Below are 26,391 nucleotides of genomic sequence, written 5' to 3' on the forward strand. Positions count from 1 at the left end.
CTTACTCTGATCGATACGCACAACGTGTCGACTGGAGAGCAGCGCGTGATCATTACCGGTTGGCGGTCGGAGGTTCCGTCCACGCTGGACGGGTCGTGCCGACGTGAGTCCTGAGAGGCCCGTCCTCGCCGGCGCGCGCTACTTCTTCCTCAGCTACGTCCCCCCACCGACACACAGCGACCGCACCCTCGGCGACCACTGGGTCCGCCGCTTCTACCACGATCTCAACCTCGCCATCGACGGGCGCCCGGGTGCACGACTGCGGCGGCGGGGCTTCGCCGACTTCACCGTCCGGCTGTCGGAGGACCGGGCGGAACAGAAGCGCGTGGCGCTCGCCGAGGCCGAGGTGTTCGTCCCGCTCTACTCCCCGGACTACCTCAACCGGGACGACTCGCGCCGGGAGCGGGAGTGGTTCCGGCAACGGCTGCTGCGGGCCGGCCGCCCGGCCGACGGGGACAACATCCTGCCCGTGCTGTGGACCCCGTCACCCGCCGCCGTCCACGCGACCGACCAGGCCCGGGCGCTGGCCATGGCCGCGGACGTGGAGGCCTACGCCGCCAACGGGATGAGCGCGCTCTGCCGCCTGCAGATCTTCCAGCGCGACTACCAGGAGGTCCTGGGCCGGCTGGCCCAGCACATCGTCGACACCGCCGAGCAGACTCCGCTGCAACCGGCCGAGCCGCCGACCGGGCCGACCGACGTGCCCTCCTCCCCGACCAGCGAGGTGCCCTTCCTGGCCGTGGTCATCGCCCCCGGCCAGCCGCCGGAGGCGAGCCGGCTCAACGGGCGGCCCGACACGCACGCCGGTCGGTGGCGACCGTTCCGCGACCGACCCCCGGTGGTCGACGACGTCACCGACGCGGTCCAGCGGCTGCGGATGCCGATCGACGTTCAGGACTTCGCGCCGGACGAGGGCCTGTTCCGGGGCTGCCCGGGTGTCCTCATGGTCGACCCGCGGGTGGTCGAGACGCCGGACGGCACCGAGGCGGTCCGCGCGGCCGTCGACTGCCTGCACAGCTGGGTGGGGGTGGTGGTGCTCATCGACGACCCGGCGCCCGGCCGCCGCTCCCACTCCACGGTGCTGCTCGACCGGGCGGTGGCGATGTTCCCCCCGGCGGCCCGCCCGCTGGCGGTCACCACCTACGACGACTGGCGGGCCGGGGTGCACGGCCTGGTCGACCGGATGCGACGCCGCTACCTGGACGCGCGACCGGCCTACCCGCCGCCGGGACGGCCGATCAGCAAACCCCGGCTCTGGGAGAACCCGCCGCCCGACGAAGGAGTGGAGCCATGACCCGACCCGAGGGACAGGTCGTCACCTTCTACTCCTACAAGGGCGGCACCGGCCGGACCATGGCCCTGGCCAACGTGGCGTGGATCCTCGCCGCCAACGGCAAGCGGGTCCTGGCCGTCGACTGGGACCTGGAATCCCCCGGGCTGGCGCGCTTCTTCGCGCCGTTCATCGACCGCGACGCGCTGGAGAGCACCGGCGGGGTGATCGACCTGATCCGGGAGTACGAGTGGGCGACCACCACCACGCAGGACAAGGGCGACGACCGCTGGCACGAGCAGTACGCCCGCGTGCACAAGTACTCGTTCTCGCTGAACTGGTCGAACTTCCCCGGTGACGGCACGCTCGACTTCCTCTCGGCGGGCCAGCAGAACAACGACTACGCCGGCGCGCTGGCCGGGATGAACTGGGACGAGTTCTACGAGCGGCAGGGCGGCGGCCACTTCTTCGACGCGCTGCGCGCCGACATGAAGCGCAACTACGACTACGTCCTGATCGACAGCCGCACCGGCTTCTCCGACGTCGCCGACATCTGCACCATCCAGCTCCCGGACGTGCTCGTCACCTGCTTCACCCTGAGCGAGCAGGGCATCACCGGGGCGGCCAAGGTGGCCCGACTGGTCGAGCACCGCTACGGCTCGCGGCGGATCCGGGTGCTGCCCGTGCCGATGCGGATCGACCCGGCCGAGAAGATCAAGGCGGACACCGGGCGGGCTGTGGCCCGGCAGCGCTTCAGCGGCCTGCCGAGCGGGATGAGCGAGGCCGAACGCGACCGCTACTGGGCCCGGATGCAGGTCCCCTACCAGGCCTACTACGCGTACGAGGAGTTGCTGGCGACCTTCGCCGACCAGCCCGGCGTCAACGGTTCGCTGCTGTCGGCGTACGAGGTGCTGGCCCGGGAGATCACCCGGGGCGAGGTGGAGTCGCTGCCCCCGATGAGCGGCGCGGTGCGTGACCGGGTCAACGCCCGGTTCACCCGCACGTCCACCTCGGTGGAGAACGAGATCCTGCTGCGGCACGACCCGTACGACCGGGTGTGGGCGGAGTGGATCGGCAACCTGCTCGCCTCGGCCGACGTCCGGGTGACCGACCCCTGGTTCGCCGACGACGAGACGCCCCGCACGGCCCGGGAGCTGATCATCGTCTCCGAGGCCAACGCCACCGAGGAGGCCGTGCTCGCCGCGCCGGACCGCTCACCCGACCAGGTGCCGTTGGTCGTCTACGTCGCGGACGTGCGGCGGCTGGCCAACGTGCCGGCCGCGCACAGCGTCTCGGTCGCCGGGCTGGAGGCCCGGACCGCGGCGACCCGCATCCTGCGGCTCGTCGGGCGGGAGGGCGCGAGCGCCGACGTCGAGCTGCCGACCGGCCCCCGGTTTCCCGGCCGGGACAACAGCGTCTTCGAGGTGCCCGGCCGGAACAAGCGCTTCACCGGCCGGGAGGCGGACCTGCGGGAGCTGCGGACGCTGCTGCGCAGCAGCCCGAAGGTGGTGCTGGCCGGCACCGGGCCGGTGGCGTTGCAGGGCATGGGCGGCATCGGCAAGAGCCAGCTGGCGCTGGAGTACGCCCACCGCTACCGCGCCGCGTACGACATGGTGTGGTGGGTCGACGCCGACCAGGTGCCGTTCATCGAGTCCGCGATCGGCGACCTGGCGCCCTACCTCGGCGTGCAGGCGTCGGAGTCGAACCGGGAGAACGCCCGGCTGGTCCTCCAGGCGTTGCGCCACACCGACCTGCGGTGGCTGCTCATCATGGACAACGCCGACGAGGTCGAGGGCGTGCTGCCCTACGTGCCGGACGGCAAGGGCCACGTCCTGATCACGTCCCGCAACCTCCAGTGGGTCGAGCGGGCCACCACCGTGCAGGTCGACGTGTTCAAGCGGGCGGAGAGCATCCAGCACCTCACCGAGCGGGTGCCGAACATGCGGCCGGACCAGGCCGACAAGATCGCCTCTCTGCTGGGCGACCTGCCGATCGCGGTCACCGCCGCGGCGGCCTGGCTGGCCGACACCGGCCACTCGGTCGACAGCTACCTCACCGAGATCGCCCGCTTCGGCCCGGGCGCGGTGATGGAACCGAACAGCAACGTCTCGGTGGAGGCCACCTGGGAGTTGTCCCTCAACCACCTGCGCACCCGGAACCCGGCGGCCTACCGGGTGCTCCAGCTCTGTTCGGTGTTCGCGCCGGAGATCTCGGCCGACCTGGTCTACAGCAACAAGTTCGCCGAGGCGCTGGTGCCGTTCCACCCACAGGCGAAGGAGCGCCTGGTCCGCCAGCAGCTGGTGCAGCAGGCCAACCGGCTCGCCCTGGTCCGGGTCGACCTCCGGGCCGACAACCCGTCCGGCGGCGAGCGGAGCCGGGGCGGGCTCGTGCTCATGCACCGCCTGCTCCAGCACGCCGTCCGGTCCCGGATGACGGAGGAGGAACTCGACGAGGCGCGCGCCCAGGTCCACCTCGTGCTGGCCGCCTTCCGGCCCGAGGGCGAGGTCGACGACCCGGTCAACTGGCCCAAGTTCCGGGTGATCTGGCCGCACCTGGAGCCGTCGAAGGCGGCGCTCAGCCGGAAGGTCGAGGTGCGGGCGCTGATGATCGACCGGGTCCGCTACCTCCAGTTGCGGGGCGACCTGGAGACCGGCCGCCGGCTCGGCGAGGAGGTCGTCCGGACCTGGAAGGGGATGCTGGCGGAGGAGACCGACGAGCGGGCGCGGGAGGACCTGCGCCGGCAGTTGCTGCACCTCCAGTTCAACCTCGCCAACATCCTCGCCTTCCTGGGGCAGTTCAAGGATTCCCGGGCGCTGGACGAGAAGGTGCTCGCGGCCCAGCGGGAACTGCTCGGCGACGACCACCCGCACACCCTGATGACGGCGGGCGGGCTGGCGCGCGACCTGCGCGGCATGGGCATGTACAGCGAGGCGCTGCGCCTCGACGAGATCACCTTCAACGCCTGGAAGCGACTGTTCGCCGAGGACCATCCGCGTACCCTCGCCGCCCTGAACAACCTGGCCAGCACCCAGCGCCTGATGGGAGACTTCCAGGAGGCGCGCAAGAACGACGAGATGGTGCTGGAGGGGCGCCGCGGCACCCTCACCGACAGCCACCCGGACACGCTGGCCTCCTCCGCCTACGTGGGCATCGACATGCGCGACGCCGGCGACTACGAGCAGTCGATCGCCCGGCTGCGGGCCGTCCACCGGGACCTGCTGCACACCGCCGGCGCCGAACACCTGATCACCCTGCGGACGCAGACGAACCTGGCGGTGTCGCTCCGCGCGGCCGGGTACGCGGTCGAGGCGGGCAAGCTGCTCGAGGCCGCCTACGAGCTGCTGACCGAACGGTTCGGGCCGGACAACCCGGAGACCCTCACCTGCCGGCTGAGCCTGTCGATCAACCTGCTCACCGTCGACCTCCACCAGCGGGCCAGCCGGGAACTCACCGAGGTGCACCGCATCTACCGGCGCAACCTCGGCCCCGAGCACCCGTTGACCCTGGTCTGCCAGGTCAACCTGGCGATGGTGGCCCGTCGCGCCGGGGACTTCGTCGAGGCGCGGCAGCTCGCCGGCAGCTCGGCGGACGCACTCGCCGCCGTGCTCGGCGACGCGCACCCGTACCCCCTCTCCGGTTGGATGAACCAGGCCATCTGTCTCGCCGAGCAGCCGGACCCGCCGGAGGGCCGGGAGGCGGCGGACCGGGCGGCGCTGGAGCTGTTGCAGCGTGCCTCCCGTGGTCTCGACCGCGTGCTCCAACCGGAGCATCCGAACGCGCTGCGCTGCCGGGCCAACCTGGTGCTGATGCGGGAGCGGATGGAATCCGGCCGGCGGGCCGAGATCGAGACCGTCGCCGACAAGCTCGCCCGCCGGCTGGGCGAGCACCATCCGGCGGTCGAGGCGCTCCGCCAGCACCGGTTCCAGCGGCGGATCATCGACCCGCATCCGATCTGACCGGGGTCCGCTCCGACGGGCGGGTCAGCCAGGCCAGCATCTCCGGCAGCACCTCGACCGCGCCGAAGTGCGCGCTGCGGTGCTGCACATGCAGTTGCGCGCCGGGGATCCGACCGGCCAGCCAGCGGGTGTGGCTGGCCGGGGCGAAGTTGTCGTCGGCGCCGTGCCACAGCCGTACCGGCATCCGGATCTCCGCCAGCGAGATGCCCCAGTCGGCGCGCAGCGCGAGGACGTCGTCGATCCAGCCGTCCGGCCCTCGCCGCAGCGCCTCGGCGTAGGCGTCGGTCAACTGCCGGCGGATCGGCACCCCGGCCACCACCCGACGGTCGGCCTCGGTCATCTGCTCGACCAGCAGCGCCAGCAACGAGCCCGGGTCGTCGATCGTGCGCTCCGCCCGCAGGCGCAACTGCTCGGCGAGGACCACCTCGTCGTGCTCGGCGGTTCCGTAGTCGCGGACGTTCGCCTCCGTCATGCCGCCGAACCAGTCCAGTCCGGTCGCGCCGGCCGGGGCGAGGCCGACCAGCACGGCGGTGCGCCGTACCCGCTCCGGCAGCAGCGCCGCGCAGGCCAGGGCGTGCGGGCCGCCCCCGGAGCGGCCGACCACCGAGAACTCGTCCAGGCCCAGGTCGTCGGCGATGGCCGCGACGTCGGCGGCGGCGTCGGCCACCCGGCGGCCCGGCAGCCGGCTGGAGCCGCCGTAACCCGGCCGGTCGTAGGAGATCAGCCGGACGCCGAGCCGGTAGAGCACGCTCGATCGCGGGCGCGGCCCGTTGCGGCTGCCCGGCGTGCCGTGCATCAGGAACACCGGCCAGCCGCGCTCCGCGCCGGCGACGTCGACGGCCAGGCTGCGCCTTCCGGATCGGACGATGTGCTCGCGGTGCGTGGGCGGGTGTGACAAACCGGGCCTCCGGGACGGTGGTGGCGGGGGTGGCGGGCCGGCCGGGCGTGGGGTCAGACCGCATCGGCGGCCAGGCCCTGATCGGTCGCCGCGAGGACGCGCAGCGTGTCGAGGGCGGCCGTCAACGTGACGTCGGCGGGCACCCGGTCGTGCGCCCGCAGGTAGTCGAGGAGCAGCCGGCACAGGCTCGTCTCGTCGAGGAACTCGTCGGGCAGCCGGTGCGCGAGCAGGGCGGCCATGGTCCCGGGCCGGATCTTCCGCCAGGCCAGGTCGGCGTACTCGCTCAGCGCCATCAGCAACCACAACGCGGTGCGGTTGTCGACCCGCGCGGCGGCGAACTGCTCAGCCATCTCGGCGGAGACCACCCCGTCCTCCAGGGGCAGCTCGGCGAGCCGCCCCTCGATGTCGGCGAGGACCGCCCGCACCCGGGGCACGTACCGGGACGGCAGCCGGTCGAGCCCGTGCCGGAGGATCAGCGCGTGCAGGACCGCGTGGTCCTCCGGCGTGCCGATCGAGTCGAGCAGCTCGGGAAACTCGTCGATCAGGTACGGGCACGAGATGATCAGCTCCGGGGGCGCGGTCACCGACCGGGGCAGTCGGTCCAGCGCCACCCGGGTCAACCCGCAGACCACCTCGCGGGGCAACTGCGCGCCATCCTCGGCGAGGCATTCCAGCAGCACCGTGGCGCTGGTGCTGGACACCGCCGCCGGCGATTCGACGGCCCGCTCCCACAGCCGCCGGTAGCTGCGCTCGTCGTAGAGGATGAGCTGGTGCAACGACGGCACCGGCCAACGCCGGGTGGCCAGCGACACCAGGTCCGCGTGGAACCGGCCGGCCTCGAAACTGTCCGGCTGCCGGCCGCGCCACGTCCGCGCGCCGGCCTGCAACTGGCCGTACGTGGTGATGTCGCCGAGCAGCCGGGCCTCCTCGGCGGCCACGCTCACGGTCTCGCCCCGGCGCTCGCGCCGCCGTTCGGCGGTGATCCGGCCGTCGGCGTCCCGCCCCAGCCAGCTGATCATGGCGAGCTGGCCCTTCTCGTCGAGCCCGGCCCGCCACAGCCGGACCGTGGAGACCCAGGTCTCGTCGTCCATCAGGTCGGTGTGCCGTACGCCGTCGGGCGACACCAGCGCGGCCAGCGCGACCAGGTTGGCGGTGTACGCGGCGAGCAGCCGCACCGGGTCGTAGGGGGACGGCCGGTAGCCGTCCACCCCGGCGACGTTGCCCCGCTGCCGCGCCTCGGCCAGCAGCTCGGCGACGGTCTCGATGATCGCGCCACGCTCCTCCGGGTGCCGGGCGCTGAGTTCCCGGGCGAACCCGACCACCGCCTCCCGTTTCACCAGGGGCTGGTGGGAGAGCAGGGCGCGGAACTGGCCGGTGTCCAGCTGGTAGCCGAAGCCGGCCGGGGTGCGGGTGCGCCGCCGCAGCTCGGCCAGTTCCCGCAGCGACCCGATCACGTACTCCGCGATCAGGAAGTCGCCGATCGTCGCGTGCAGGAACTCGTAGGTCCGGCGGGCGTCCTCGCCCTGGAGGTCGTCCGGGCCGTACACGACGAAGAAGGCGGCGGTGACCAGTTGCTCCGGCCCGAGCACGTCGCCGAGCTCGAACCGGGTGCCGTCGCCGGAGCCGGAGCCGAAGCAGCCCAGGTCGTCGCGGAGCGCGGCCCGGTTCACCAGTTCCCGGTTGCGGTTGAACATGGCGAACGCGGTGATCGCCAGGTCGCGCCGCAGCCGGTGTTCCCGGGCCTCCCGCTCGCGTTGCGACAGGTCGCCCGGCGCCTTCTCGCCGATCTGCCGCCGGATGAAGGCGGTGAGCAGGCCGGTGAACAGGTCGGACCGGGAGATGCCCAGGTCGGGGGGTCCCTCCACCCGGTGCTCGTCGTAGTAGATGGCCAGCAGGGTGAGCAGCAGCGGCTGCCGGGCCAGCTCGCCGTGCGACAGCAGGTCGCGGGCGGACAGGCGACGGTAGCCGGACCGGTCCTCGTTGGCGCCGTTGACGGCCGACACCCAGGTCGTCACCTGCGCGTCGGTCAGGTCCTCCAGCCGGACCAGCACCGTGCCCTGGGGCACGCTGGCCCGGTCCATCACCAGCATCCGTGAGGTGATCACCGGGATGACCGAGTAGCCCAGGTCCCACTGGGCCTCCTGGAACTCGGCAACCCGGTCGATGTACTGGGAGTGGGCGGTGCCGGTGACCTGGACGAGTTCGTCGAACCCGTCGAAGACGACCACGACCGTGGTGGTGCTCGTGGCGCGGCGCAGGTCCGCCCACCGGATGCGTTCGTCCATCAGCTGCTCGATCGCCGACTCGATCTGCTCGGTCGGCGAGGTGTCCCCGGACATCCGGCGCAGCGGTACGACGATGGCGGTGAACCGGTTCGCCGGCAGCCGGGCCGCGATCACCCGGGTCAGCAGCGTCTTGCCGGCGCCGGGCTGACCGAGGACCAGCAGCGGGCGGTGCAGGCTCGCCGGGTCGGTCAGGTAGTCGGAGAGGAACCCGACCAGGTCGCCGCTGCGCGGCTGCTCCTCCCACCAGCGCTCCCGCTCCGGCGCGGCGCGCTTGTCGTATTCCGCGACCCGGAAGTCGGGGCTGATGAACCCCCGCTCCACGGTGGGCAGCCGCAGGTGGAAGTCGATGTCCTTGATCCGCAGCAGCGGCTGCCGGAACACCGCGCCCAGCGAGCCGGCGAGCCGGTCGAGGGATTCCCGCAGCCGGTCCGGCTCGGGCGCGGCCGGGCCGGCCAGCCCGGCCAGGTTGCGGGACAGGTCCGCCAGCGCGTCCAGCCGTTCCGTGACCTCGGCGGTCAGCTTCCGGTTGTCGACCAGGTTGTGCTCGATCGCCTGCCGGACCATCCGGAACCCGAATTCCGGCAGGTCGGTGGCGAGCCGGTCGAAGCGGTCCTCGTAGTGCCACATGCTGCGGGCGACCACACGGGACCGCAGCGAGGTGAGGTCCAGCCCGCGCCGCACCGCCGGCCAGGCGGCGAGGCCGTCGCAGAAGGCGATGGTGGCGTCGTAGAGGGTGACGTAGGCCGCCTCGACGTCCCGCCGGGTGTCGTCCATGCCGTGCACCGACGACGGCAGCGGAAAGTATCCGGCGTCGATTTCCTGGGGCAGGGTGTGTCGACGTCGCTCGGCCGGCACCATGGCGACCTTTTCCGCGTCGGTCAGTTCCAGCCGGTCGAATCCCGGGCCCACCTCGTCCCGGAATCCGTCGAAGAACGCGGACAGCGCCAGCACCGTGTGGCTGGCCTCCAACAGTTCGTAGTACGCCTTTCCGCCGGATGCGCGTATCCGGCCGGCCTGGTTGCCGGTGGCGTCCCGGACGAGTTGCATGAGCGCGTTCTTCGGACCGAGCAGGGCCAGCGCCGCGCCGTGCGAGAGCGCGCCGGCGCCCAGGATTCCCGCGTTGACGACCTTGTCGGTCTCGGCGATGCGCGTGCTGCCGGGAGCCAACAGTCGTAACGCATCTCGATAGCTGAGGCTCGAACGGCGCGGCATGCCGCCCCTTTCGCTGCGGGCGATCGGATCCTTCAAGGATAGAAACTTCACTGACGGAAAGCTATCGATTCCGCACCGGGGCGAAGGCTTTAGCACGACTTGCCGCTCATTCATTTCATTCACCCGATAAATGGGAGGCAAGGGGTTGAAGGCGGTCATTTCATCGCGCACGCCGGGGCCGGAGGTTTGGCGGGAGCCGCGATCGGTGATTGACGGTCCATGTCATCGCTGTCCGCGCGGACGCGCGGGGCCGCCTCCCGTGCCGCCGACAACTCCTGGCTGGAGCGCCTGACCCGGGCCGGCTTCGTCGGCTACGGCATCCTGCACCTGCTCTTCGCGTACGTGATCATGAAGGTCGCCCTCGGCGGCCCGGCCGCCGACGGCGACCAGTCGGGCGCCATGCAGCAGATCGCCGACGAGCCGTTCGGCGCGGCGCTCATCGGGGCGATCGTCGTCGGGCTGGTGGCCATGGCGGTCTGGCAGGTGCTGGAGATCGTCCGGGAACGCCGGCTGGGCGAGCGGGCGGCGTCGGCCGGCCGGGCGGCGTTCTACCTCTACCTCGCGTTCAGCGGGGTCAAGGTGCTGCGCGGCAAGAAGTCGTCCAGCGCCGACACCCAGCAGGACGCCGCCGCGGGGCTGCTCGCCTCGGACGCCGGCCGGGTCGCCGTCATGACGGCCGGCCTGGTCCTGGCGGGGATCGGCGTCTGGCTGGCGATCGTCGGGATCACCAGGCGCTTCGAGAAGCACCTGCACGTCGGCCGGATGGCGGCGGCGACGCGGCGGCTGGTCGGCCGGCTCGGCACGGTGGGTTTCACGGCCAAGGGCCTGGCGTACGCGATCGCCGGGATCCTGTTCGTGGTGGCCGCGTGGCGGTACGACCCGGAGAAGGCGCGTGGACTCGACGCGGCGCTGCGCGCGCTCGCCGACGAGAGCTACGGCACCTGGCTGCTGCTCGTGGTGGGGGTCGGGTTCACGGCGTACGGCCTGTTCGCGGTGACCGAGGCGCGCTACCGCAAGGTCTGACCCGGGGCGCGGGCGCCGGCACACCGTCGAGATCGATGCCGGGTATCGTCCGGGGACCGACCGGGAGGTGCGATGGGCGCGAAGACGGCGCTGCTGGCGTTCGCCGACGGCGACCTGCGGCCGGCGTTGCGGGCCGCGGTCGCCTCGGACCCGGCGGAGGCCGAGGCTGCCGTCCGGCAGGCCCTTCCCGGGTACGAGGTCACTCCGGCCGGCGACAGCACGCTCGGCGTGACCTGGCCGCCCGACGACGTCACCCACGTCGCGGCGCTACCCGGGGCCACGGTCCTGTGCGACCGCCAGCTGGTCCTCGACCGCCCCTCGGAACTGCCCGAGCACCTACTGCGCCTGGGTGCCGGCAGGCGGATCGTCATGCACGGCATGCACTCGGTGGTGGACGGGCTCTGCTTCCACGTCGTGGACCCCACGGGTCGGGAACAGGCGGCGCGTGCGGCCGCCTACGAACAGGCGATGCGCGCCATGGGGCCGCCGCGAAGGTTCCGCCCGGGACCGGACGGGACCCTGGCGGAGGTCACGCCGTGACCTCACCGCCGCACATTCGCGCCGTGGCCCTCGCCGTGGTGCGACGCGGGGACGACCTCCTGGTCTTCGAGGCGCACGACGCGACGAAGCGGGAGACGTTCTACCGGCCGCTGGGCGGTGGCGTCGAGTTCGGGGAGTCGGCCGCCGAGGCCGTGCGGCGGGAGTTGCGGGAGGAACTGGCGGTCGAGCTGTCCAAGGTGGAACCCCTCGGCGTCCTGGAGAACATCTTCACGGCGTTCGGCCGCGCCGGTCACGAGGTCGTGTTCGTCTTCTCGGCCGACCTGGCGGACCCGTCGATCTACGAGCGGGACGCCGTCGGGATCGTCGCGGACGAGGGCAGCCCGGTCAGCTGGCAGCCGCTGCGCCGCTTCGCCGACGGCGAGGCGATCCTGTATCCGCACGGCCTCCTGAACCTCCTTGCTGCCGCCTCCCCGTTCCCATCGGGTCGATCACCTGCTATCAATACTTGATGATCAAGCCCCGCCCGCGTTGGTCGACCGTCCTCCTCGTCCGGCACGGGCAGGCCGGATCGCACCCGGACCACGCGGGCCGGTGGGACCCGCCCCTGTCGGAGATCGGTCGGGCGCAGGCCGGTGCCCTGGCCGAACGACTCGCCGAACTACGGTTCGACTCCGCGCGCGTGTCGCCGCTGCGGCGGGCCGGCGAGACCGGGCAGCTCATCCATTCCGCCCTGGTCCACCAACCGTCCCTCACCGTGGACGACAGGCTGGCCGAGTGCCACCGGGGTCGGCTGGAGGGCGTGTCGGAGCGTACGCCCGAGTTCCGCGCGGCCTGGCGCGGCGGCACGTGGGCGGCATGGCCCGGCGGTGAGGACCGTGCGCAGTTCCGGTCCCGGGTCGGTGCCGCCCTCGACCGGCTGCACGACTCGCCGGGCAATCACCTGGTCGTCACGCACGGGAACGTGATCAACGAACTGCTCTGCCTGGTGATCGGGGTGACGAGGGTGGCGCCGTTCCGGCCCGCCACCGCGTCGGCCACACTGCTGCGCACCGATTCCGAGGGGACCGTCCAGGTGCTGGCGGTCAACGACCTGTGGCACCTGGAGGACTCCTTCGCCCACCACCTGGCGGGCTGACCGGTGGTGGGCGCAACGACGGACGGGGCCGACGACGCCGGACGCTGGTTCGACCGGATCAGGGCGGTAGCGACGCCGACCGAGCTGTACGCGCTCCTGTTCGCCCTGCCCAAGGGCGCCGACCTGCACATCCACCTCTCCGGCTGCGGTCGGCCAGACGACTGGTACACGCTCGCCACGACGTTGCGCCCCGGTGCCCACGAGGTGCGGGTGACTGACTGCCCCGACGGGCACGCTCGGGGGACCGTGGTCACCGTCCCGGCGGCCACCGTCGCCGCGCTCCCCGCCTGCTGCCGGGCCGGTCACCGGCCGCTGGCCGAGCTGTCCGACGCCGAGCGCGAACGGTGGGACGGCATGCTGACGGTGGGCGAGGACGAGCCCGACTCCTTCTTCGACCGCGTCACCCCGCAGCTCAAGCACCTGCGCAAGGAGCCCGAACTGCTGCTCGGCGTGCTGGCCGCCACCCTCGACCGGGCCGCCGCCGAGCACGTCGACCACCTGGAGTTCCAGACCGGTCCGTTCGGCTACGTGGGTGCCGACGGTCCCGTCCCGCCGGACGAGATGGCGGCGCGGTACCGGGCTGTTCTCTCCGGCGACCGCGCGACGGCGAGCGGAGTGACCGCGCGGCTGCTGATCAACGTCTCGCGTACCGCCGAGGATGTCGAGGACCGGCTGCGGCTCAGCTTCGAGATGGCCGACCGGCACCGGGACCTCTGGACCGGCCTCCACCTGTCGGGACGTGAGGACCAGGCACGACGGAGTCTCGACGAGTTGGCCGGCACCTACTGGGAGCTGCATCGGCGCTATCCGGAACTGGGCGTGGCCGTTCACGCGGGCGAGGGGTTCGGCGCGGCGTACCAGGTGCGGCCCGCGACCCTGCTGCCGGTGTCGCGGATCGGCCACGGCCTCGCCCTGGTCGAGGACGAGGAGACCATGACGGCCCTGGCCGCCGCCGGGGTCGCGGTGGAATGCAGCCTGATCAGCAACGTGCGCCTCGGCCGGATCGACGGGTACGGCGCCCACCCGTTGCGGCGCTTCATCGAAGCCGGGTTGCGGCCCTGCCTGTCGACCGACAATCCGGGGGCCTGGGGCAGCCAGCTCACCGACGAGTTCTACGTGGCGACGCGTCACCTCGACCTGTCCTGGAAGCAGGTGACGGCGCTGGCCCGGAACAGCGTCGACGCGTCGTTCGCGCCACCCGCCGTGAGGGAGCGCCTGCGCCGGCGGCTGGACGACGGGCTGTCCCGCTTCGCCGCCGAGGTGCTGAATCCCGGGTGGCGCACGGCTCTCGCCCGGCACACCCCGGTCATGTCACCGTTCGCGCGCCGGCACCTGCTCTGAACCGACCCGGTCGAGCGCCGTGATGAAGTCGGGGAGCCAGCCGTGGCGCGGATGGGCGTACCGGTAGCAGGCCACGTCGGCCGCGATGACCGACGCGGCCCGTCGGGGCGCCGGATCGCCCAGGTCCGCGAGCAGTTCCCGCCGGCGCCGGTCGGCACTCAGCTCGCGGTGGCGGTTCAGCATGGTCGCGGCCTCGTCCTCGTCGAGCCGGCGCAGCTCCGCGACCTCCGCCACGGCGTCAAGCTCGATGATCGCGTCGACGCGGGCCTCGGGCGCGAGCCGGCAGCCGAGAGCGGTGGCCTCGGCGGTGAGCAGGAACGTCTTGTCCGGCACGCTGCCGTTGGCGGGGTGCGCGTGGGCTGCCTTCGCCAGCGCCGCCGGGCTGAGCGACGGCATGTGGTCCGGCAGCGACGACAGCCTGATCCCCGTCGACCGTGGCCCTCCGGTGACCACCCATCCCGGTGCACGCGACCACAACAACGCGTCGTCGTTGGAGACCAGCCGGCCGTCGAGGCTGCGGACGAGCGACAGCGCGGCGGTGGTCTTGCCCGCACGCTTGTTCCCGACCAGCACGATGCCCCGCCCGGCTGCGGTCACCGCGGCACCGTGCAGCGGGATCGCGCCCCGGGTCAACGCCTGGGCACGGTCGATCGTGCGCAGGTAGCGCAGGGCGATCAGCGGCAGCCAGGTGTCCGAGGGGCACTCGATCCGCAGTGTCCGGGCGGCCGTCACCCAGTGCGCCGAGTGCGGCGGCTGTGTCGGTGCGGCCGGCAGTCCCGTCGCCGTCGTCGGGCCGGTCAGCTCCACCAGCCAGGCCGTCGCGGGGTCGGCCGGGGCCGGGTGGAAGAACGGCGCGGCCAGCCACGCAAGTCGGCGTACGTGCTGCTCGGCGCCGACGAGCCGGTAGCCGCCGACCGTGGATCGCAGCGGGAGTTCGGTCGTCATGCGGGAAGCCGCCGCCACGGCAGAGCCGCCAGGATCGCCCACGCCTGCTCCTCGAAGTCGGTGTCGCCGGAGAGCCGTGCTCGCACCAGCGTGGAGAGGGCGCAGCACAGCCGGGCGTACGTGATCAGGACCGGGTCCGGCCGGACCCCGGAGCGGGTGGTGTACCCGTGCAACAGCGCACGCCGTCCGCCCGGCGGCACCACGGCCTCCCGGTCCCAGATCCGGTCGAGGTCGAGTTCGGCGGGCCCGATCTCGGCGCGCTCGAAGTCGAACAGCAACGTCCCACCGCACGGCTGCCGGCCCACGTTGCGCAGCGAGAAGTCGCCGTGCAGCAGGACCGGTCGCGCCCGCGCGGCAGCCGCCTCCGCCTCCGCCACGAGCTGCGCCGCCCACCCGCCGTGCAGCCGGTGCCGCAGCCGGTCGGCCAGGTCCGGCGCGACGTCGGCCAGCCGGGCGACCTGCGCCGCGTAGGCCGCCGGGCCCACCTCCCGGCGGGGCAGCCCGGCGGGGGGTGGGACGGCGTGCAGCGTGGCGAGGCGCTCGCCGACCTGCGCCAGGGACCCGGCCGTCGCCGGCAGCGGACTCAGGTCCCGCCACCCGAAGCAGTTGTACGCGCCGACGCCGGCGATCACCCCGCCGGACAGCAGCGGTGGCGAGAGGTCCTCGGGGAGGTCGGCCGCCACCGACCGTTCGACGGCGGCCCGGTCGGCCCGTGCGTAGCACTTGACGAACAGTGTGCCCGCGTCGGTCTCGGCCCGGAACCAGGCGTTCACCGACCGGTCCCGGGCGGTACCGGCGACCACCTGGCGCACGACACTCGCCCGCAGGTGGTCGCTGATGTCCTCGACGACGTGGTGCGGCACCGCGCCGACCAGGCCGTAGCCCGGCGGCGTCCCGACCGTCGAGGTCACGGCTCGGTGTCCGCGCGGATGATCTCGTACGGCCGGTCGCCCTCCTGGAAACCCACCAGCTCACGCAGCCGTACGTCGCCGGGCGGGTCGCCGTCGCCCACCAGCACCACGAGTTTGTCGTCGTCCTCGTAGAGCCGGTGGACGATCGCGACGCAGACGCCCTCGGCCTCGCTGACCGGCGCCTCCACCCCGAGCAGGTACGCGTCGAGGTCGTCACCGTCCGGGGCGACGACGCCGGGCAGATAGCCGTAGTTCAGCTCGTACCGGAAGCCCGCCCGTGGATGTCGCGACCCCAGCGGCCGGTCCACGGCGACCCGTACCCGCCGACCCAGGAAGCCCCGGGCGAGTGCCAGCGAGGTCGTACCGGGGTCAGTCGGCTTCCCCACCGTCGTTCTCCTTCAGCCCGCGGCCTGGACGCGCTGCGGCTTGCCGATCCACGTGCAGAGGTAGTCCATGTGTACCAGCCGCTTGTCGGTGGGCACCTGCGGACGCTGCGGGAACTCCTGCGTCGGCTGGATCTCCTTCGGGCAGTACGGGTCCCGGACGAACAGCGAACGCTCGTTGGTCTCGTGCGCGTGGTGCAGGTAGGACCGGCCCGCGCAGCCGCCCCGGCACTGCTGCAACATCTCGCAGCCGGCGCAGCCCGGGATCGCCTCCGGGTTGGCGTTGCGTCGGCGGAACGACTTGAACTGGGGGGACTGGACGATGTCGGCCAGGCTGTCCACCCGGAGGTCGCCGAACTTGTAGTCGTGCAGGTAGACGCAGGGCGAGACCGGGATCCGGCCGTCCGGCGTGATCGAGTGGATCCGGAACGAGGTCCGCCCGCACGGGCAGCCCTTCGCGTTCTGGTAGTTCGTCACGGCCGCGATCGGTGGCTCGCCCAGGTCGACCGGGGAGCACTGCGACATCAGGTACGCGAACCCCTCGTAGTACTGCTCGGCGCTGAGCAGCGACTCCATGTGGGCCGCCTCGACCGGTTTGATCGGGTTGATCCGGATGTGGGCGTCGTACTGGATCGCCAGCTCCACCATGCGCTCCAGGTGCCGCCGGGTGAAGTTCCAGTTCATGCCGCACATGATGAGCGTGTGGTCCAGGCCGTACTGCTGGGCCAGCTCCAACGAGCGGATGGCCTGCTTGTAGATCTTCGCGCCCCGGTTGGCGTTGTGCTCGTCCTCGAACGGGGAGTCGAAGCTGACGTCGAGGTCGTTGAGGCGCAGCCACTGCTTGTTGTGGTCGCGTTCGAGGTGCAGGGCGGTGATGCCGGAGGTGGTCAGACCCACCAGGATCCCCGAGTCGACCAGCCGGTCGATGATGTACGGCAGCAGCGTGTCCTTCGGGTTCGGCCCGTTGGTGAACAGTGGCTCGTTACCGCCGAGGTTCACCGTCTCGACCCCGATCGAGACCAGCTGGTCGACGATCCGGTCGACGATCTCGGTGGAGAAGTTCATGCCCTTCTCCCGGGCCGACATCGAGTAGCAGTGCGTGCACCGGTAGGGACAGTCGTTGCCCAGGGTCCAGCCGATGTTGCGGATGGTGGCCGGGCACTCCTCCAGGTCCTCGTGCTCGATCGGCCCGACCGCCCGGTCGAAGTGCTCCTTGGGGTTGATCTGGCCGAGCAGCACCGGCGGCTTGGGCCGGTTCCAGGGCAGCAGGGACGGGTTCGTCCCCACGGTGGCGTCGGTCATGCTGGGCTCTCCTCGTCAGCAGATGAAGGGGTTCGGCTCGCCGTCGTAGACCAGGCCGGATGCCGCGTACGCCGCGTCGACCCGGTGGGCGAAGGCGTCGTACCAGGGCACGGTGCGGTCCAGTTCCGCCGCGACCAGGTCCGTGACGTCCCGCGTGAGGTCGGCCCCGCCGGCCCCGACGACCGCCATCAGCCGGCCGAAGAACTCGAGGTCGACTTCGCGCAACGAGACGCCGAGGCGGTGGAACTCCCGGAGCGAGTCGGCGTCCAGCGCCTTCGGCGCCGAGATCGGGTCGATGGTGCGGTCGTAGCAGGCGGAGTGCGCCTTGTGCCACGTCTTGAGCGCCCGGTAGACCTCGCGTACCGCCGGGTCCGCGAGCTGGTACCTGTTGTTGCCCAGCCCCGCCGGGTCGCTCTCGAGCAGCCCGTTGCGGGACAACCGACGCGTGAAGTTGGTGCCGTCCGCGGCGTACATCTCGGTGAAGATGCCCTTGGAGACCGTCCAGATGTACCTGCGCATCATGGCCAGGTTCTCCTCCAGCTCGACCATCGTGGTGCGGTCGTCGAAGAGGATGTGACCTGCCTGGACGTAGATCCCATGCCGGTGGAACGTGTCCAGAGCGGCCAGGTTCTGGGCCAGGTCTGCCCGCTTGGCCATCCGCCGCAGCGCCGTTTCCGCGAAGTTCTCGATGCCGCAGGAGAACGAGAAGAACCCGGCGCGGGCCAGCTCGGCGACGACGGTCTCGTTGACCCGGTCGGCCCGGATGGAGCCACGCAGGCGGGGGCGGATGCCCCGGCGGGCGATCTCGTCGGCGAGGGCGGCGCACCACTCCTCGTCGCGCGGCGGCTCGACGAGGCTGTCGTCGATCACCTTGAAGTGGGTGGCGCCCTGGTGGGTGAGCCGCTCCAACTCGTCGACGATGCGCCGGAGGCCCCGCTGCCGCCAGGTGTCGCCGCCCGCGACGCGCTCGAAGGCGACGATCGAGCAGAAGGTGCAGCTGGCCTGGCAGCCGCGGGCGGTCTGGATGTGCACCAGGCTGCGGCGGCGGATGGTGAGCGGCAGGGTGTCCCGGGCCGGGTCGGGCAGGTCGTCGAGCGGGATCTTCGGCCCGGCGGGCGTGTGCCGGGCCACCCCGTCCGGGTCGACGTAACTGACGTTGGGCACGTCCGCCAGCTCGGGCTTTCCGTCGGCCAGGTGACGCGCGATCCCGATGACCGCCGCCTCCCCCTCGCCGCGCACCACGACGTCGACGCCCGTCCGGAGGAACTCGTTGGTGTGGAACGTGGGCCCGTAGCCACCGGCCATGGTGAACGGGCGCAGTCCGCCCGCGCGCACCAGGTCGAGCGTCTCCATGGCCCGGTCCATGTTGGAGCGGTAGCAGGCGAAGCCGAGCAGGGCCGGTTCCCGCCCGACGATGCGGTGGGCCAGTTCGGCGGGTGTCAGCCCTTCCAGCCAACCGTCGACGACGTCCACCTGCCAACCGTCCTCGCGGAGAACCGCCGCCAGGTAGCCGAGGCCGAGGTTCTCCTCGGCGGTCCGGTGCGTCACCGGCGCCGGCGTGGTCAGGAGGATACGGAATCGGGACTGCTCTGCTCGATCGCGCACGCAAGCCCCCCATCAACCGTCGGAACAGCCGGACAGAAACGGACCACGACCTCTACAATTCCCGCGACTTGAGGTCGGGAGCCTAATCAGGACCTCAATGCCCCGTCAAGACTGCCCACAAGTCTCGAAAAGAGGCCGTCGGACGATGCCGGAACCCCGCCGCCAACAATGCGCAACCACCCTTCGAAACGCCACGATCACCGTATGCGACAAAGAGCGTCCTTTCATGTCCACCGATACAACACATCGCTCCCTCCTGCCACCACCGGCAGCTCGAACAGGGGGAACCCGCCGACGCAACCCCTAATCTGCGCGCACCCAAGAATCTGGGGTGTCGACAGGGGCAACGCCCCTGCTAGGGTCTGCCTGGTGAATTCCCATTGACCGGAGTTCACCTTCCCATCAATGAGCGGCAGTCGCCGCAAAAGAGGATAGGAAGGGGGTTATGAAATGTTGATGCAGCTCCGGCCCCGACTGGACAAGATCGGCGCTTCGGCCAAGCCGAAGGACACGGAAAAGGCAAAGTGACATTCCATTGTCACGCCCTCTCCTAAGAGGGGTTGCCGCCACCTGTCGTCCTCTGGTGACGGCAACCCCTCGGCGGCGACCATGGAGCGACGAACGAACGGCGGCACACACGGCATGACCATCGAAGTCGACGCCGGATACCTGTCCCGGATGGCCGAGGTCGGCGCACTCCGGATGCTGGACGGATCACCCGTGGTGGCCGGCGCCGTCGTCGAACCGGTCACGGGTGAGAGCTACTGCCTCGTCGAATACTGTGACGACCGTCTGCTCGTCGAGCCCCGGCGGCGGCAGGAACTCCTCCGGCATCTCGCCGTCGAGTTCCCCGACGCCGCCCGCGCGGTGGTCCGGGCATCCGCCGGCACCGATCTGCCCCCACCCTGGGCGCCACACCTCACCTATGTACGCCACCGGGGCGTCGGCGCCGACGAGGGCGCGACCGTCGAGGTGCGGGCAGCCGAACCGGCCGACGACCACTTGATCGAGGACTGGCTGGCCCGGGCCCTGATCGCGGCCGCACCGCGGTCCGTGGACCCGGCACGCCCCGTCGAGGTCGCCGCAGGCATCCTGGCCGCCCCCGACCGGCGGTCGTACGTGACACTCGCCGACGACCGGCCCGTCGGTCACGTGACGCTGCTGCTGGACGCGCTCGACGACGTCACCGGCCGCCCGTTCGTGGAGCTGCTCGACATCCTCGTCGAGCCCCGCTTCGCCGGCCGCGCGGTGACCGACGCGCTCGTGGCGGCCTCGGCGACCGAGGCGGCCGCCCTGGGCCGTCCCCTCCTCGGCCACGTCGTGCACGGGCCGGACCAGGCCCACGGGGACCGCGTCGTGTGCTCGCTGATCGGCAAGGGCTGGGTCACCGACCACCGTTTCCACACCGTCGCGCTGGAGCGTGCCACCGATGGCCGCTGACCGCCTCTCGCCCGGCCTGCTCCGCCGACTCCTCGACGTCGAGGAGCACCGCAGCGACCGGGCGTTGCTCCGCGCCGCCCGGGACTCCTCGGTGACGCTGCCTCATCTCGTGCTCTCGCTGCTCGAACGTGAGGGGACGACGCTGGGCAGCGGATCCTCGGACGAGTTGCGCCGGGCCCGGCAGCGGGCCGCGCGGTACCGGGACATCCTGACCCGGGCGCGCGAGCTGGCCGACGTCCGGGTGCTCAAGGGGCCCTCGCTGGCCGCCCGCTACCCGGCGGGCGTACTCCGTCCGGTCGGCGACCTGGACCTCGTCGTTGCCGACGAGGCGGGGTTGTGGCGGGTGGCCCACGCGGTGCTGGACGCGTACCCCGTGGAGCACCTCGACCTCACCCTGCTGCGCGACGACGTCCGGCAGCACGTCATGGTGGGGCTGAGCTGGCCCGCCGACGACCCCCTGCTCGACCGTGACGTCAAGGTCGAACTCTCCACCACGGCCCTTCCGGGCAACGGCCGCGACGTCCCGGCACGCCGCCGCCTCCCCGACGATCCCTGGCTCGCCGACCTGCTCACCCTCGCCGAGGAGGGTCTCCAGCGGCGGTTCACCCCGAAGGACGTCGTGGACGTGCTCGTCCTGATCGACGCGGCACACCCGGTCCCGGACGACGCGGCGATCGTCGCCGTGGCACGGGACAACCACCTGGCGCCGGAGCTGGCCCAGCTGCTCGCCCGCTGCTCACCGGTGCTGCCGGCGGACCGCCGGGACGGTCTCGACGCGGCACTCGCGTGTGCCGTCGCCGAGGAGCGGGCCAGGCGGGCGGCGCAGCCGGACCCGGCCGACCCCTCGGCGGTCGCGGCGACCCCGGAAGAACGCCTCCGCGCCGGGCAGCCGGTCTACGGGATGGTGCTGCGCAGGGCCACCAGGCCCGAGCTGACGCTCAGCCGGCTGCACACCCCGGAACCCGACCTGACGCTGCTGCGCACGCCCGTGGCCGACGCGCTGATGGTGACCGGTCAGCTCGTCGATTCGCACCTGTACGACCGGGCGCAGCGGGCCCTGGCCACGTTGGACGGAGCGCGGTGACGGTCCCGGCGGCGGAGGTCCGAGGTCTCGTCCGGACGTACCCTCCGTCCCGCCGCACGTCGACGGCCCGGACCGCGCTCGACGCGGTGGACCTGACGGTGCCCGTCGGCGAGGTGCACGGGCTGCTCGGCCCGAACGGCGCGGGCAAGACGACGCTGTGCCGGATCCTCTCCACCGTGCTGCTGCCCACCTCCGGCGTCGCCCTGGTGCACGGCGTGGACGTGGCGCGGCACCCCGACCGGGTACGCCCGATGGTCGGGCTGGCGTTCGGCGGCGAGCGCGGGCTCTACACCCGCCTGTCGGGCCGGCGCAACCTGCGTTTCTGGGCGGGCCTCTACCGGGTGCCCCGCACCGAGGCGAAACGCCGGGTGGACGAACTCCTCGAGCGGGTCGGCCTCACCGAGCGGGCGGACGACCGGGTGGAGACCTACTCGTTGGGCATGAAGCAACGTCTGCACGTGGCCCGGAGCCTGGTCGGCGACCCGCGGGTGGTGATCCTCGACGAACCGACCAACGGCCTCGACCCGGTGGCCACCCGCGAGGTCCGCGCCCTGGTCCACGAACTTCGTGACGAGGGCCGGACGGTGCTCCTGACCACCCACGACATGGCCGAGGCCGAGGCACTCTGCGACCGGGTCTCGCTCCTCGACGGCGGCCGGCTGCTGCGCACCGAGTCGCCGCGCACCCTCGGCGGCTGGCTGTCGGCGTACGAGCGGATCGACGCGACCGGGGTGCCCCCGCAGGTCGCGGCCACCCTCGCCGGTGTCCACGGGGTGACGGAGGTCGAGCGCACGAACGCGGAGACGCTCCGCGTGCACGTCAGCTCGACCTCCGCCACGCGCCAGGTGCTGCACCTGCTGCTGGAGGCCGGCGTGACGTCCATGGCGACCAGCCGACCGTCGTTGGAAGAGGTGTACCTGCACCTCTTCGGCCAGAAGAAGCTGCGGGTATGAGGGCCGCCGCCACGGCCGTACGGCTGCAACTGGCCGTGTTGCGCACCTCGCCGGGAGACCTGCTGGCCCTGACGACCGTGCCGCTGCTCACCGCGATCTTCCTGGCCATCACCCGCCACGCCGGCCGGGGTGACCTCGCCGGATACGCGGTGCTGGCGCCGGCTGTCATGGCGATCCTCGCCACGGCGATCACCACGTCCGGCGAGATCATCGAGATCGACCGACGCAGCGGCGTCCTCGAACTCCTCCTGGCCAGCCCCACCGCCCTCGCCATGGTGGTCTCCGCGCGGGTCACCACCGTGACGGCGGTCAGCCTGCTCGCGGTCGGTGAGAGCTGGCTGGTGGCCCTGGCATTGGGGACGAAGGTTCCGATCGCCCACCCGCTGATCTTCCTCGCCACCCTGTCCGTCACGGCGATGGCGATGTCGGGCACCGCCGCCGTCATGGCCGCGCTGTTCGTGCTCAGCCGCTCCGCCCGCGCGTACCAGAACTCACTGACCTATCCGCTGTACCTGCTCGGCGGCGCGCTCGTGCCCGTGGCGCTGCTGCCCGGTTGGTTGCGGCCGCTGGCGCTACCCAACTTCCTGGCCTGGGCGACCGACCTGCTCCGGGACTCCCTCGACCCCGATCCGGTCCGGACGGCCCCGGCCCGGCTCGCGGTCGTGCTGACGCTCGGCGTCACCGGGTACGCCGTCGGCCACCTGCTGGTCCGGCGGGTCGCCGAACGGCTCCGCCGGACGGGCAGCGCGGGGTGGGCATGACCGACCCGGCCGCGCCGCCCTCCGTCCGGCCGCAGCGGCGCGCGCCGGCGCGCGCCCTGATGCAGACGGCGGAGGCCCTACGGCTCGCCGCCGCCGCCGGCTTCGCCGACTTCGCCGCCATCCACACCTGGCGCACCTGGCTCTTCGGCTGGTTGGGACGGGTGTTGTGCCAGGTCGCCTTCTTCGCGCTGATCGGCCGGTTGCTCGACTCCGCCGACAGCACCCGCTACCTGCTGGTCGGCAACGCGGTGCTGATCGCGGTCATGGAGTCGATGTTCGTGGTCGCCTCCACCACCTGGGAACGACGCACCGGCGTCCTTCCCCTGCTGGTCGCCGCACCCACCGACCCGGTGCTGGTGTTCTGCGGTCGCAGCGCGCAGTGGTTGGCCAGCGGCACGGTGAGCGCGACGATCGCCCTCTTCGTCATGGCACCGGTGTTCGGCGTGGAACTGCCGATGCCCCGGGCGCTGCTGGTCGTGCCGTTGATCGGCCTGGTGTCGGTCAGCGCCTACTGCTTCGCCCTGGTGCTCGCCGGCCTCGTGCTGCGGGCCATGATGCTGCGCAACGTCGTCGGCAACATCGGCTGGTTGTGCATCTCCCTGGTGGCCGGCGCCCAGGTGCCGGTTCAGGCGCTGCCGGACTGGTTGCGGGCGGTCGGCTTCGTCAGTCCCGCCCGGCACGGCACGGCCGCCGTCCGCGCCACGCTGGACCACCGGCCGGGATCGGAGGTGCTGCGCCAGGCCGGGTTGGAACTGCTGGTGGCGGCCGGCTGGCTCACCGTCGCGGTGTTGACGTTCCGCCGGCTGGCCGAGCACGGACGACGGGACGGGTCGATCACTTTCGACGGTTAGTGGCGAACCACGGCCGGCGGTGGTGCGGAACACCGCCGCTGGTGTCACGTCCGGTCGGTCATCCCTGTCTACAGGTCATGGGCGAGGGACACCGATCCGTCTCTCGCCGGTGGCGGCGGCATGCCGCACGACCATGGGAGAGACGACACATGAGACTCAGCGTTCACACCTTCGTCAGCCTCGACGGAGTCATGCAGGGGCCGGGTGGCGGTGCGCTGCGACGACGTGCCGATGGCATGTCAGGCACACATGGCGGCCAGGCCCGCGGCACAGTCGCGGTGACGCGGCGTCCAGCCCAGCTCCGCCCGGGCGGCGTCGCCCAGCTCGACCCACGGCAGCACCCGGCCACGGTCGGCCACGGCCGGCAGCCTGCGTTTGTTCAGCAGGTCCACCATCGCCTCGGTGCCACCGGGCCCGTAGAACAGACCGAAGCGCAGCACGATGCCCTCGATGCCGTCAGCGCCGGTCACCAACTGTTCCTTGACGCGCATCGCGTCGACGTGTGCCTGCGACCGCCGGTCCTGGCCCGCCGGACCGAACTCGTCGCACTCGGTGAGGACCCGGTCGCCCATGTCCTGATATCCGTATCCGAACACCATCGACTCGGCGATCATCCGCCGGGCGCCGGTGATCCGTGCCGCCTCGACCAGGTTGGCGGTTCCGATGGTTCGAAGGGCGTCGGTCGCGGCCATGTCGGCGTGCCGCATCGGCGCGCGCCGTAGTGCGGTCGCGCCGTGCACGATCGTGTCGATCGCCATACCGTCCACGGTCCGCACCAGCGCCGACCGGTCCAGCAGGTCCGCCACGACGCTGTTGCCCGGCCCCCGGCCCAGCCCCAGCACGCGGTAGCCCGCGGCGGTCAGCTCCGCGGCGACGTGCCGTCCGAAGACGCCGCTCGCCCCTGCCAACAGAACGTTCCTGATGTCTGTCATGACCAGGTGACAGAACGGCTGCCACGGACCTGACACCGTGCCGGGTGACCTGAGACACGGGCCCGGGAGAGCGGTCGCACCCGCCGCCGGGCGAGCGTCGCTGTCATCGTCCGTCCGCCGGCGGGGTCCGTCGCTTCCGTGCGCGGCGGGCGGGGGCGGCTCGGTCGGCGCGTGACCGGGATCGGACCGGCCGATGTCCCCGGTCGGGTATCGGCCGGTACAGATGTGCCCGCGCCGGTGGACGCGTCTCGACCTCACCGGCCGTTGTCGCCCGTCGCACCAGCTCGTTGGATTCCTCCGTCGGGCAACCCGCGGCGCGCAGCACCTCGCTGCCGGCCGTACGAATATCGTTGATCATCGCCTCACCGTCCGAACGCACCCCCTGCCCCCAGGCACGGCCGACACACTGGGCGCTCTCCAGGACGAGTTGGTCAACCCGAGTGAACTCGCGCTCGTCACGACATGCCTGGTGCAGCTCCCGCAGGGCATCGGCGAGTCGAGACAGGGCCATGGGCAGTGCGGGCGGTACGGGCTCGTCGTGTTGCAGGGCGGTGACGGTACGGCGCGCCACGGACCGGGTGTAGAGGATCACCTGTTCGAGGTGACGCAGGGCGGCGGCGTACCGGTGGAAGTGTTGCCGGCGGCGCCAGCGGGCCGGCGCGATGGTGACCACCTCCTGGGCCCCGCTGAGCGCGTCGGTGAGCCGGCCGACGTCGGGGCCGAGATTGCGCAGGGCCTCCAGGGCACGCATGGCCGCCTCCGCGTCCCGGTTCGTCTGCGCCTCGGCGATGGCGTCGAGCTGCCGAGTCAGTCCCGAGATGACGGGCTGGGCCGAATTGTCGAGTATTCGTAGCGGGTTCACCGGAAGCAGCACCGCCACCACGAAGAGTCCCGCCAGCCCGCCGATCAGAGCGTCGACAATTCGGGGCACCTCCAGGTTGTGGTCGGCGGGGGCCAGGGTGGTGATCAGCACGGCGGTGCCGCCCGCCTGGCCGACCAGGGCACCACCGCGCCCGGCCACCAGCAACGCGGTGGCGATGGCCACGGTGACCACGAGGCCGGTCTGCACGACGCCGGAACCGAGGAAGTAGCGCAGCACATCGCTGACCACGATGCCGACGCCGACGCCGGCGAGCAGTTCCAGGGTGCGCCGGACACGCTGACCGATCGCGGTGGCGATGGTGCCGACCGCCGCGGCCGGCGCGAAGACGTGGGCCCCGGGCCCGAGCCGGGCCGCCAGCAACGCGGCCAAGCCGGCCGCCAGCCCGGCCTGCACGGCGATCATCAGGATGATCTCCAGTTGACGCCGGCGGGCGCGCCCGAACGCCCCGCCTTCCTCCCGCGCGGTGGAGAGCAGGTGGCCGCCCCGCTCGACGACCCGGTCGAGCGGGGAACGGGCGACATCACGGTCATGATCGGCCATGGGGGTGATTACCCCGCCGTGAGCGGACGAATCGCCCCATGAAGGCCGCAGCGCCCGACACTGCGGGAACTGGCGATGTTCTGGGCCGGGATCAACGGGGTGTCGATCGTCGCGGTAGCCGTCGCGCTGACACTGCTGCTGTCGGGGCGCGCCCGGGTGGCCGATCACGGAGTGGGCACC

General features: G+C 72.0%; 21 protein-coding genes. 12 read left to right on the top strand and 9 right to left on the bottom strand.

Going from position 1 to position 26,391, the window contains the following annotated elements:
- The first annotated feature begins 103 nt into the window (after nt 1-103).
- Nucleotides 104-1,294: a TIR-like protein FxsC gene (locus COO58_RS24695; RefSeq protein WP_098747470.1), complete on the top strand. Its 1,191-nt coding sequence runs from the start codon at nt 104-106 to the stop codon at nt 1,292-1,294.
- Nucleotides 1,291-5,226, top strand: coding sequence for an FxSxx-COOH system tetratricopeptide repeat protein (gene fxsT / locus COO58_RS24700; protein WP_091568293.1), 3,936 nt, complete (start codon nt 1,291-1,293; stop codon nt 5,224-5,226). The genes COO58_RS24695 and fxsT overlap by 4 nt, the downstream gene beginning before the upstream one ends.
- On the opposite strand, the gene COO58_RS24705 is transcribed toward fxsT, so the two are convergent.
- Both COO58_RS24705 and COO58_RS24710 read right to left on the bottom strand, forming a co-directional pair.
- Nucleotides 5,204-6,124: an alpha/beta fold hydrolase gene (locus COO58_RS24705; protein ID WP_098747472.1), complete on the bottom strand. Its 921-nt coding sequence runs from the start codon at nt 6,122-6,124 to the stop codon at nt 5,204-5,206. The genes fxsT and COO58_RS24705 overlap by 23 nt on opposite strands.
- A 53-nt stretch (nt 6,125-6,177) precedes the next feature.
- Nucleotides 6,178-9,576, bottom strand: a complete 3,399-nt coding sequence (locus COO58_RS24710) for an NACHT domain-containing NTPase (protein ID WP_255292765.1) — start codon at nt 9,574-9,576, stop codon at nt 6,178-6,180.
- A gap of 264 nt (nt 9,577-9,840) precedes the next feature.
- Here COO58_RS24710 and COO58_RS24715 point away from each other — a divergent pair, with 264 nt between their 5' ends.
- From COO58_RS24715 to COO58_RS24735, 5 genes are all read left to right on the top strand, one after another.
- Entirely contained in the window at nt 9,841-10,644 is an 804-nt protein-coding gene (locus COO58_RS24715) for a DUF1206 domain-containing protein (RefSeq protein ID WP_091568284.1), read from the top strand.
- A 72-nt stretch (nt 10,645-10,716) separates the two neighbouring features.
- Nucleotides 10,717-11,184, top strand: a complete 468-nt coding sequence (locus COO58_RS24720; protein WP_098747475.1) for a hypothetical protein — start codon at nt 10,717-10,719, stop codon at nt 11,182-11,184.
- The gene (locus COO58_RS24725) at nt 11,181-11,654 is read left to right on the top strand and encodes an NUDIX hydrolase (RefSeq protein WP_091568280.1); all 474 of its coding nucleotides are present in this window, start codon (nt 11,181-11,183) and stop codon (nt 11,652-11,654) included. Before COO58_RS24720 ends, COO58_RS24725 begins: the two co-directional genes overlap by 4 nt.
- Nucleotides 11,654-12,280 (top strand): histidine phosphatase family protein, encoded by a 627-nt coding sequence (locus COO58_RS24730; protein ID WP_098747477.1) that lies wholly within the window; start codon nt 11,654-11,656, stop codon nt 12,278-12,280. Before COO58_RS24725 ends, COO58_RS24730 begins: the two co-directional genes overlap by 1 nt.
- Before the next feature lie 6 nt (nt 12,281-12,286).
- Nucleotides 12,287-13,621 carry a hypothetical protein gene (locus COO58_RS24735; RefSeq protein WP_141561950.1) on the top strand — a complete coding sequence of 445 codons (1,335 nt, stop codon included), beginning with the start codon at nt 12,287-12,289 and terminating at the stop codon, nt 13,619-13,621.
- On the opposite strand, the gene COO58_RS24740 is transcribed toward COO58_RS24735, so the two are convergent.
- Genes COO58_RS24740 through COO58_RS24760 form a run of 5 tightly spaced genes read right to left on the bottom strand, consistent with a single transcriptional unit; the run spans nt 13,592 to nt 18,710 of the window.
- Nucleotides 13,592-14,566 (bottom strand): hypothetical protein, encoded by a 975-nt coding sequence (locus COO58_RS24740; RefSeq protein WP_091568265.1) that lies wholly within the window; start codon nt 14,564-14,566, stop codon nt 13,592-13,594. The genes COO58_RS24735 and COO58_RS24740 overlap by 30 nt on opposite strands.
- Nucleotides 14,563-15,477 carry a phosphotransferase gene (locus COO58_RS24745; RefSeq protein ID WP_091568260.1) on the bottom strand — a complete coding sequence of 305 codons (915 nt, stop codon included), beginning with the start codon at nt 15,475-15,477 and terminating at the stop codon, nt 14,563-14,565. Before COO58_RS24745 ends, COO58_RS24740 begins: the two co-directional genes overlap by 4 nt.
- Entirely contained in the window at nt 15,474-15,863 is a 390-nt protein-coding gene (locus COO58_RS24750) for a hypothetical protein (protein ID WP_091568256.1), read from the bottom strand. Before COO58_RS24750 ends, COO58_RS24745 begins: the two co-directional genes overlap by 4 nt.
- Nucleotides 15,864-15,875: 12 nt before the next feature.
- Nucleotides 15,876-17,162 (bottom strand): radical SAM protein, encoded by a 1,287-nt coding sequence (locus COO58_RS24755; protein ID WP_091568252.1) that lies wholly within the window; start codon nt 17,160-17,162, stop codon nt 15,876-15,878.
- A 15-nt stretch (nt 17,163-17,177) separates the two neighbouring features.
- On the bottom strand, nt 17,178-18,710 hold the full coding sequence (locus COO58_RS24760) for a radical SAM protein (RefSeq protein ID WP_218012421.1): 1,533 nt from the start codon (nt 18,708-18,710) through the stop codon (nt 17,178-17,180).
- A gap of 699 nt (nt 18,711-19,409) precedes the next feature.
- Between COO58_RS24760 and COO58_RS30390 the strand changes: the two genes are divergently transcribed.
- From COO58_RS30390 to COO58_RS24785, 5 genes are read left to right on the top strand one after another with little or no spacing between them, the layout of a single operon-like run.
- Nucleotides 19,410-20,207: a hypothetical protein gene (locus COO58_RS30390; RefSeq protein WP_091568248.1), complete on the top strand. Its 798-nt coding sequence runs from the start codon at nt 19,410-19,412 to the stop codon at nt 20,205-20,207.
- Complete coding sequence (locus COO58_RS24770; protein WP_091568245.1) at nt 20,197-21,291, top strand: nucleotidyltransferase family protein; 1,095 nt, start codon at nt 20,197-20,199, stop codon at nt 21,289-21,291. The genes COO58_RS30390 and COO58_RS24770 overlap by 11 nt, the downstream gene beginning before the upstream one ends.
- Nucleotides 21,288-22,244, top strand: coding sequence for an ABC transporter ATP-binding protein (locus COO58_RS24775; RefSeq protein WP_091568241.1), 957 nt, complete (start codon nt 21,288-21,290; stop codon nt 22,242-22,244). The genes COO58_RS24770 and COO58_RS24775 overlap by 4 nt, the downstream gene beginning before the upstream one ends.
- Nucleotides 22,241-23,005, top strand: a complete 765-nt coding sequence (locus tag COO58_RS24780; RefSeq protein WP_091568237.1) for an ABC transporter permease — start codon at nt 22,241-22,243, stop codon at nt 23,003-23,005. Before COO58_RS24775 ends, COO58_RS24780 begins: the two co-directional genes overlap by 4 nt.
- Nucleotides 23,002-23,856, top strand: a complete 855-nt coding sequence (locus COO58_RS24785) for an ABC transporter permease (protein ID WP_141561953.1) — start codon at nt 23,002-23,004, stop codon at nt 23,854-23,856. Before COO58_RS24780 ends, COO58_RS24785 begins: the two co-directional genes overlap by 4 nt.
- A 239-nt stretch (nt 23,857-24,095) precedes the next feature.
- On the opposite strand, the gene COO58_RS24790 is transcribed toward COO58_RS24785, so the two are convergent.
- Both COO58_RS24790 and COO58_RS24795 read right to left on the bottom strand, forming a co-directional pair.
- Nucleotides 24,096-24,764 (bottom strand): NAD(P)-dependent oxidoreductase, encoded by a 669-nt coding sequence (locus COO58_RS24790; protein WP_218012422.1) that lies wholly within the window; start codon nt 24,762-24,764, stop codon nt 24,096-24,098.
- Between the two features lie 127 nt (nt 24,765-24,891).
- Entirely contained in the window at nt 24,892-26,379 is a 1,488-nt protein-coding gene (locus COO58_RS24795; protein WP_255292766.1) for an aromatic acid exporter family protein, read from the bottom strand.
- Nucleotides 26,380-26,391 lie beyond the last annotated feature (12 nt).

This window comes from Micromonospora sp. WMMA1996, from assembly GCF_002573675.1.
Taxonomy (GTDB): Bacteria; Actinomycetota; Actinomycetes; order Mycobacteriales; family Micromonosporaceae; genus Micromonospora; species Micromonospora sediminicola.

What these genes read in the sequence shown, in the direction of transcription:
- fxsT (WP_091568293.1), top strand. Translation starts at nt 1,291, where the DNA reads ATGACCCGACCCGAGGGACAGGTCGTCACCTTCTACTCCTACAAGGGC.
- COO58_RS24715 (WP_091568284.1), top strand. Translation starts at nt 9,841, where the DNA reads ATGTCATCGCTGTCCGCGCGGACGCGCGGGGCCGCCTCCCGTGCCGCC.
- COO58_RS24720 (WP_098747475.1), top strand. Translation starts at nt 10,717, where the DNA reads ATGGGCGCGAAGACGGCGCTGCTGGCGTTCGCCGACGGCGACCTGCGG.
- COO58_RS24730 (WP_098747477.1), top strand. Translation starts at nt 11,654, where the DNA reads ATGATCAAGCCCCGCCCGCGTTGGTCGACCGTCCTCCTCGTCCGGCAC.
- COO58_RS24740 (WP_091568265.1), bottom strand. Translation starts at nt 14,566, where the DNA reads ATGACGACCGAACTCCCGCTGCGATCCACGGTCGGCGGCTACCGGCTC.
- COO58_RS24755 (WP_091568252.1), bottom strand. Translation starts at nt 17,162, where the DNA reads ATGACCGACGCCACCGTGGGGACGAACCCGTCCCTGCTGCCCTGGAAC.
- COO58_RS30390 (WP_091568248.1), top strand. Translation starts at nt 19,410, where the DNA reads ATGACCATCGAAGTCGACGCCGGATACCTGTCCCGGATGGCCGAGGTC.
- COO58_RS24770 (WP_091568245.1), top strand. Translation starts at nt 20,197, where the DNA reads ATGGCCGCTGACCGCCTCTCGCCCGGCCTGCTCCGCCGACTCCTCGAC.
- COO58_RS24780 (WP_091568237.1), top strand. Translation starts at nt 22,241, where the DNA reads ATGAGGGCCGCCGCCACGGCCGTACGGCTGCAACTGGCCGTGTTGCGC.
- COO58_RS24785 (WP_141561953.1), top strand. Translation starts at nt 23,002, where the DNA reads ATGACCGACCCGGCCGCGCCGCCCTCCGTCCGGCCGCAGCGGCGCGCG.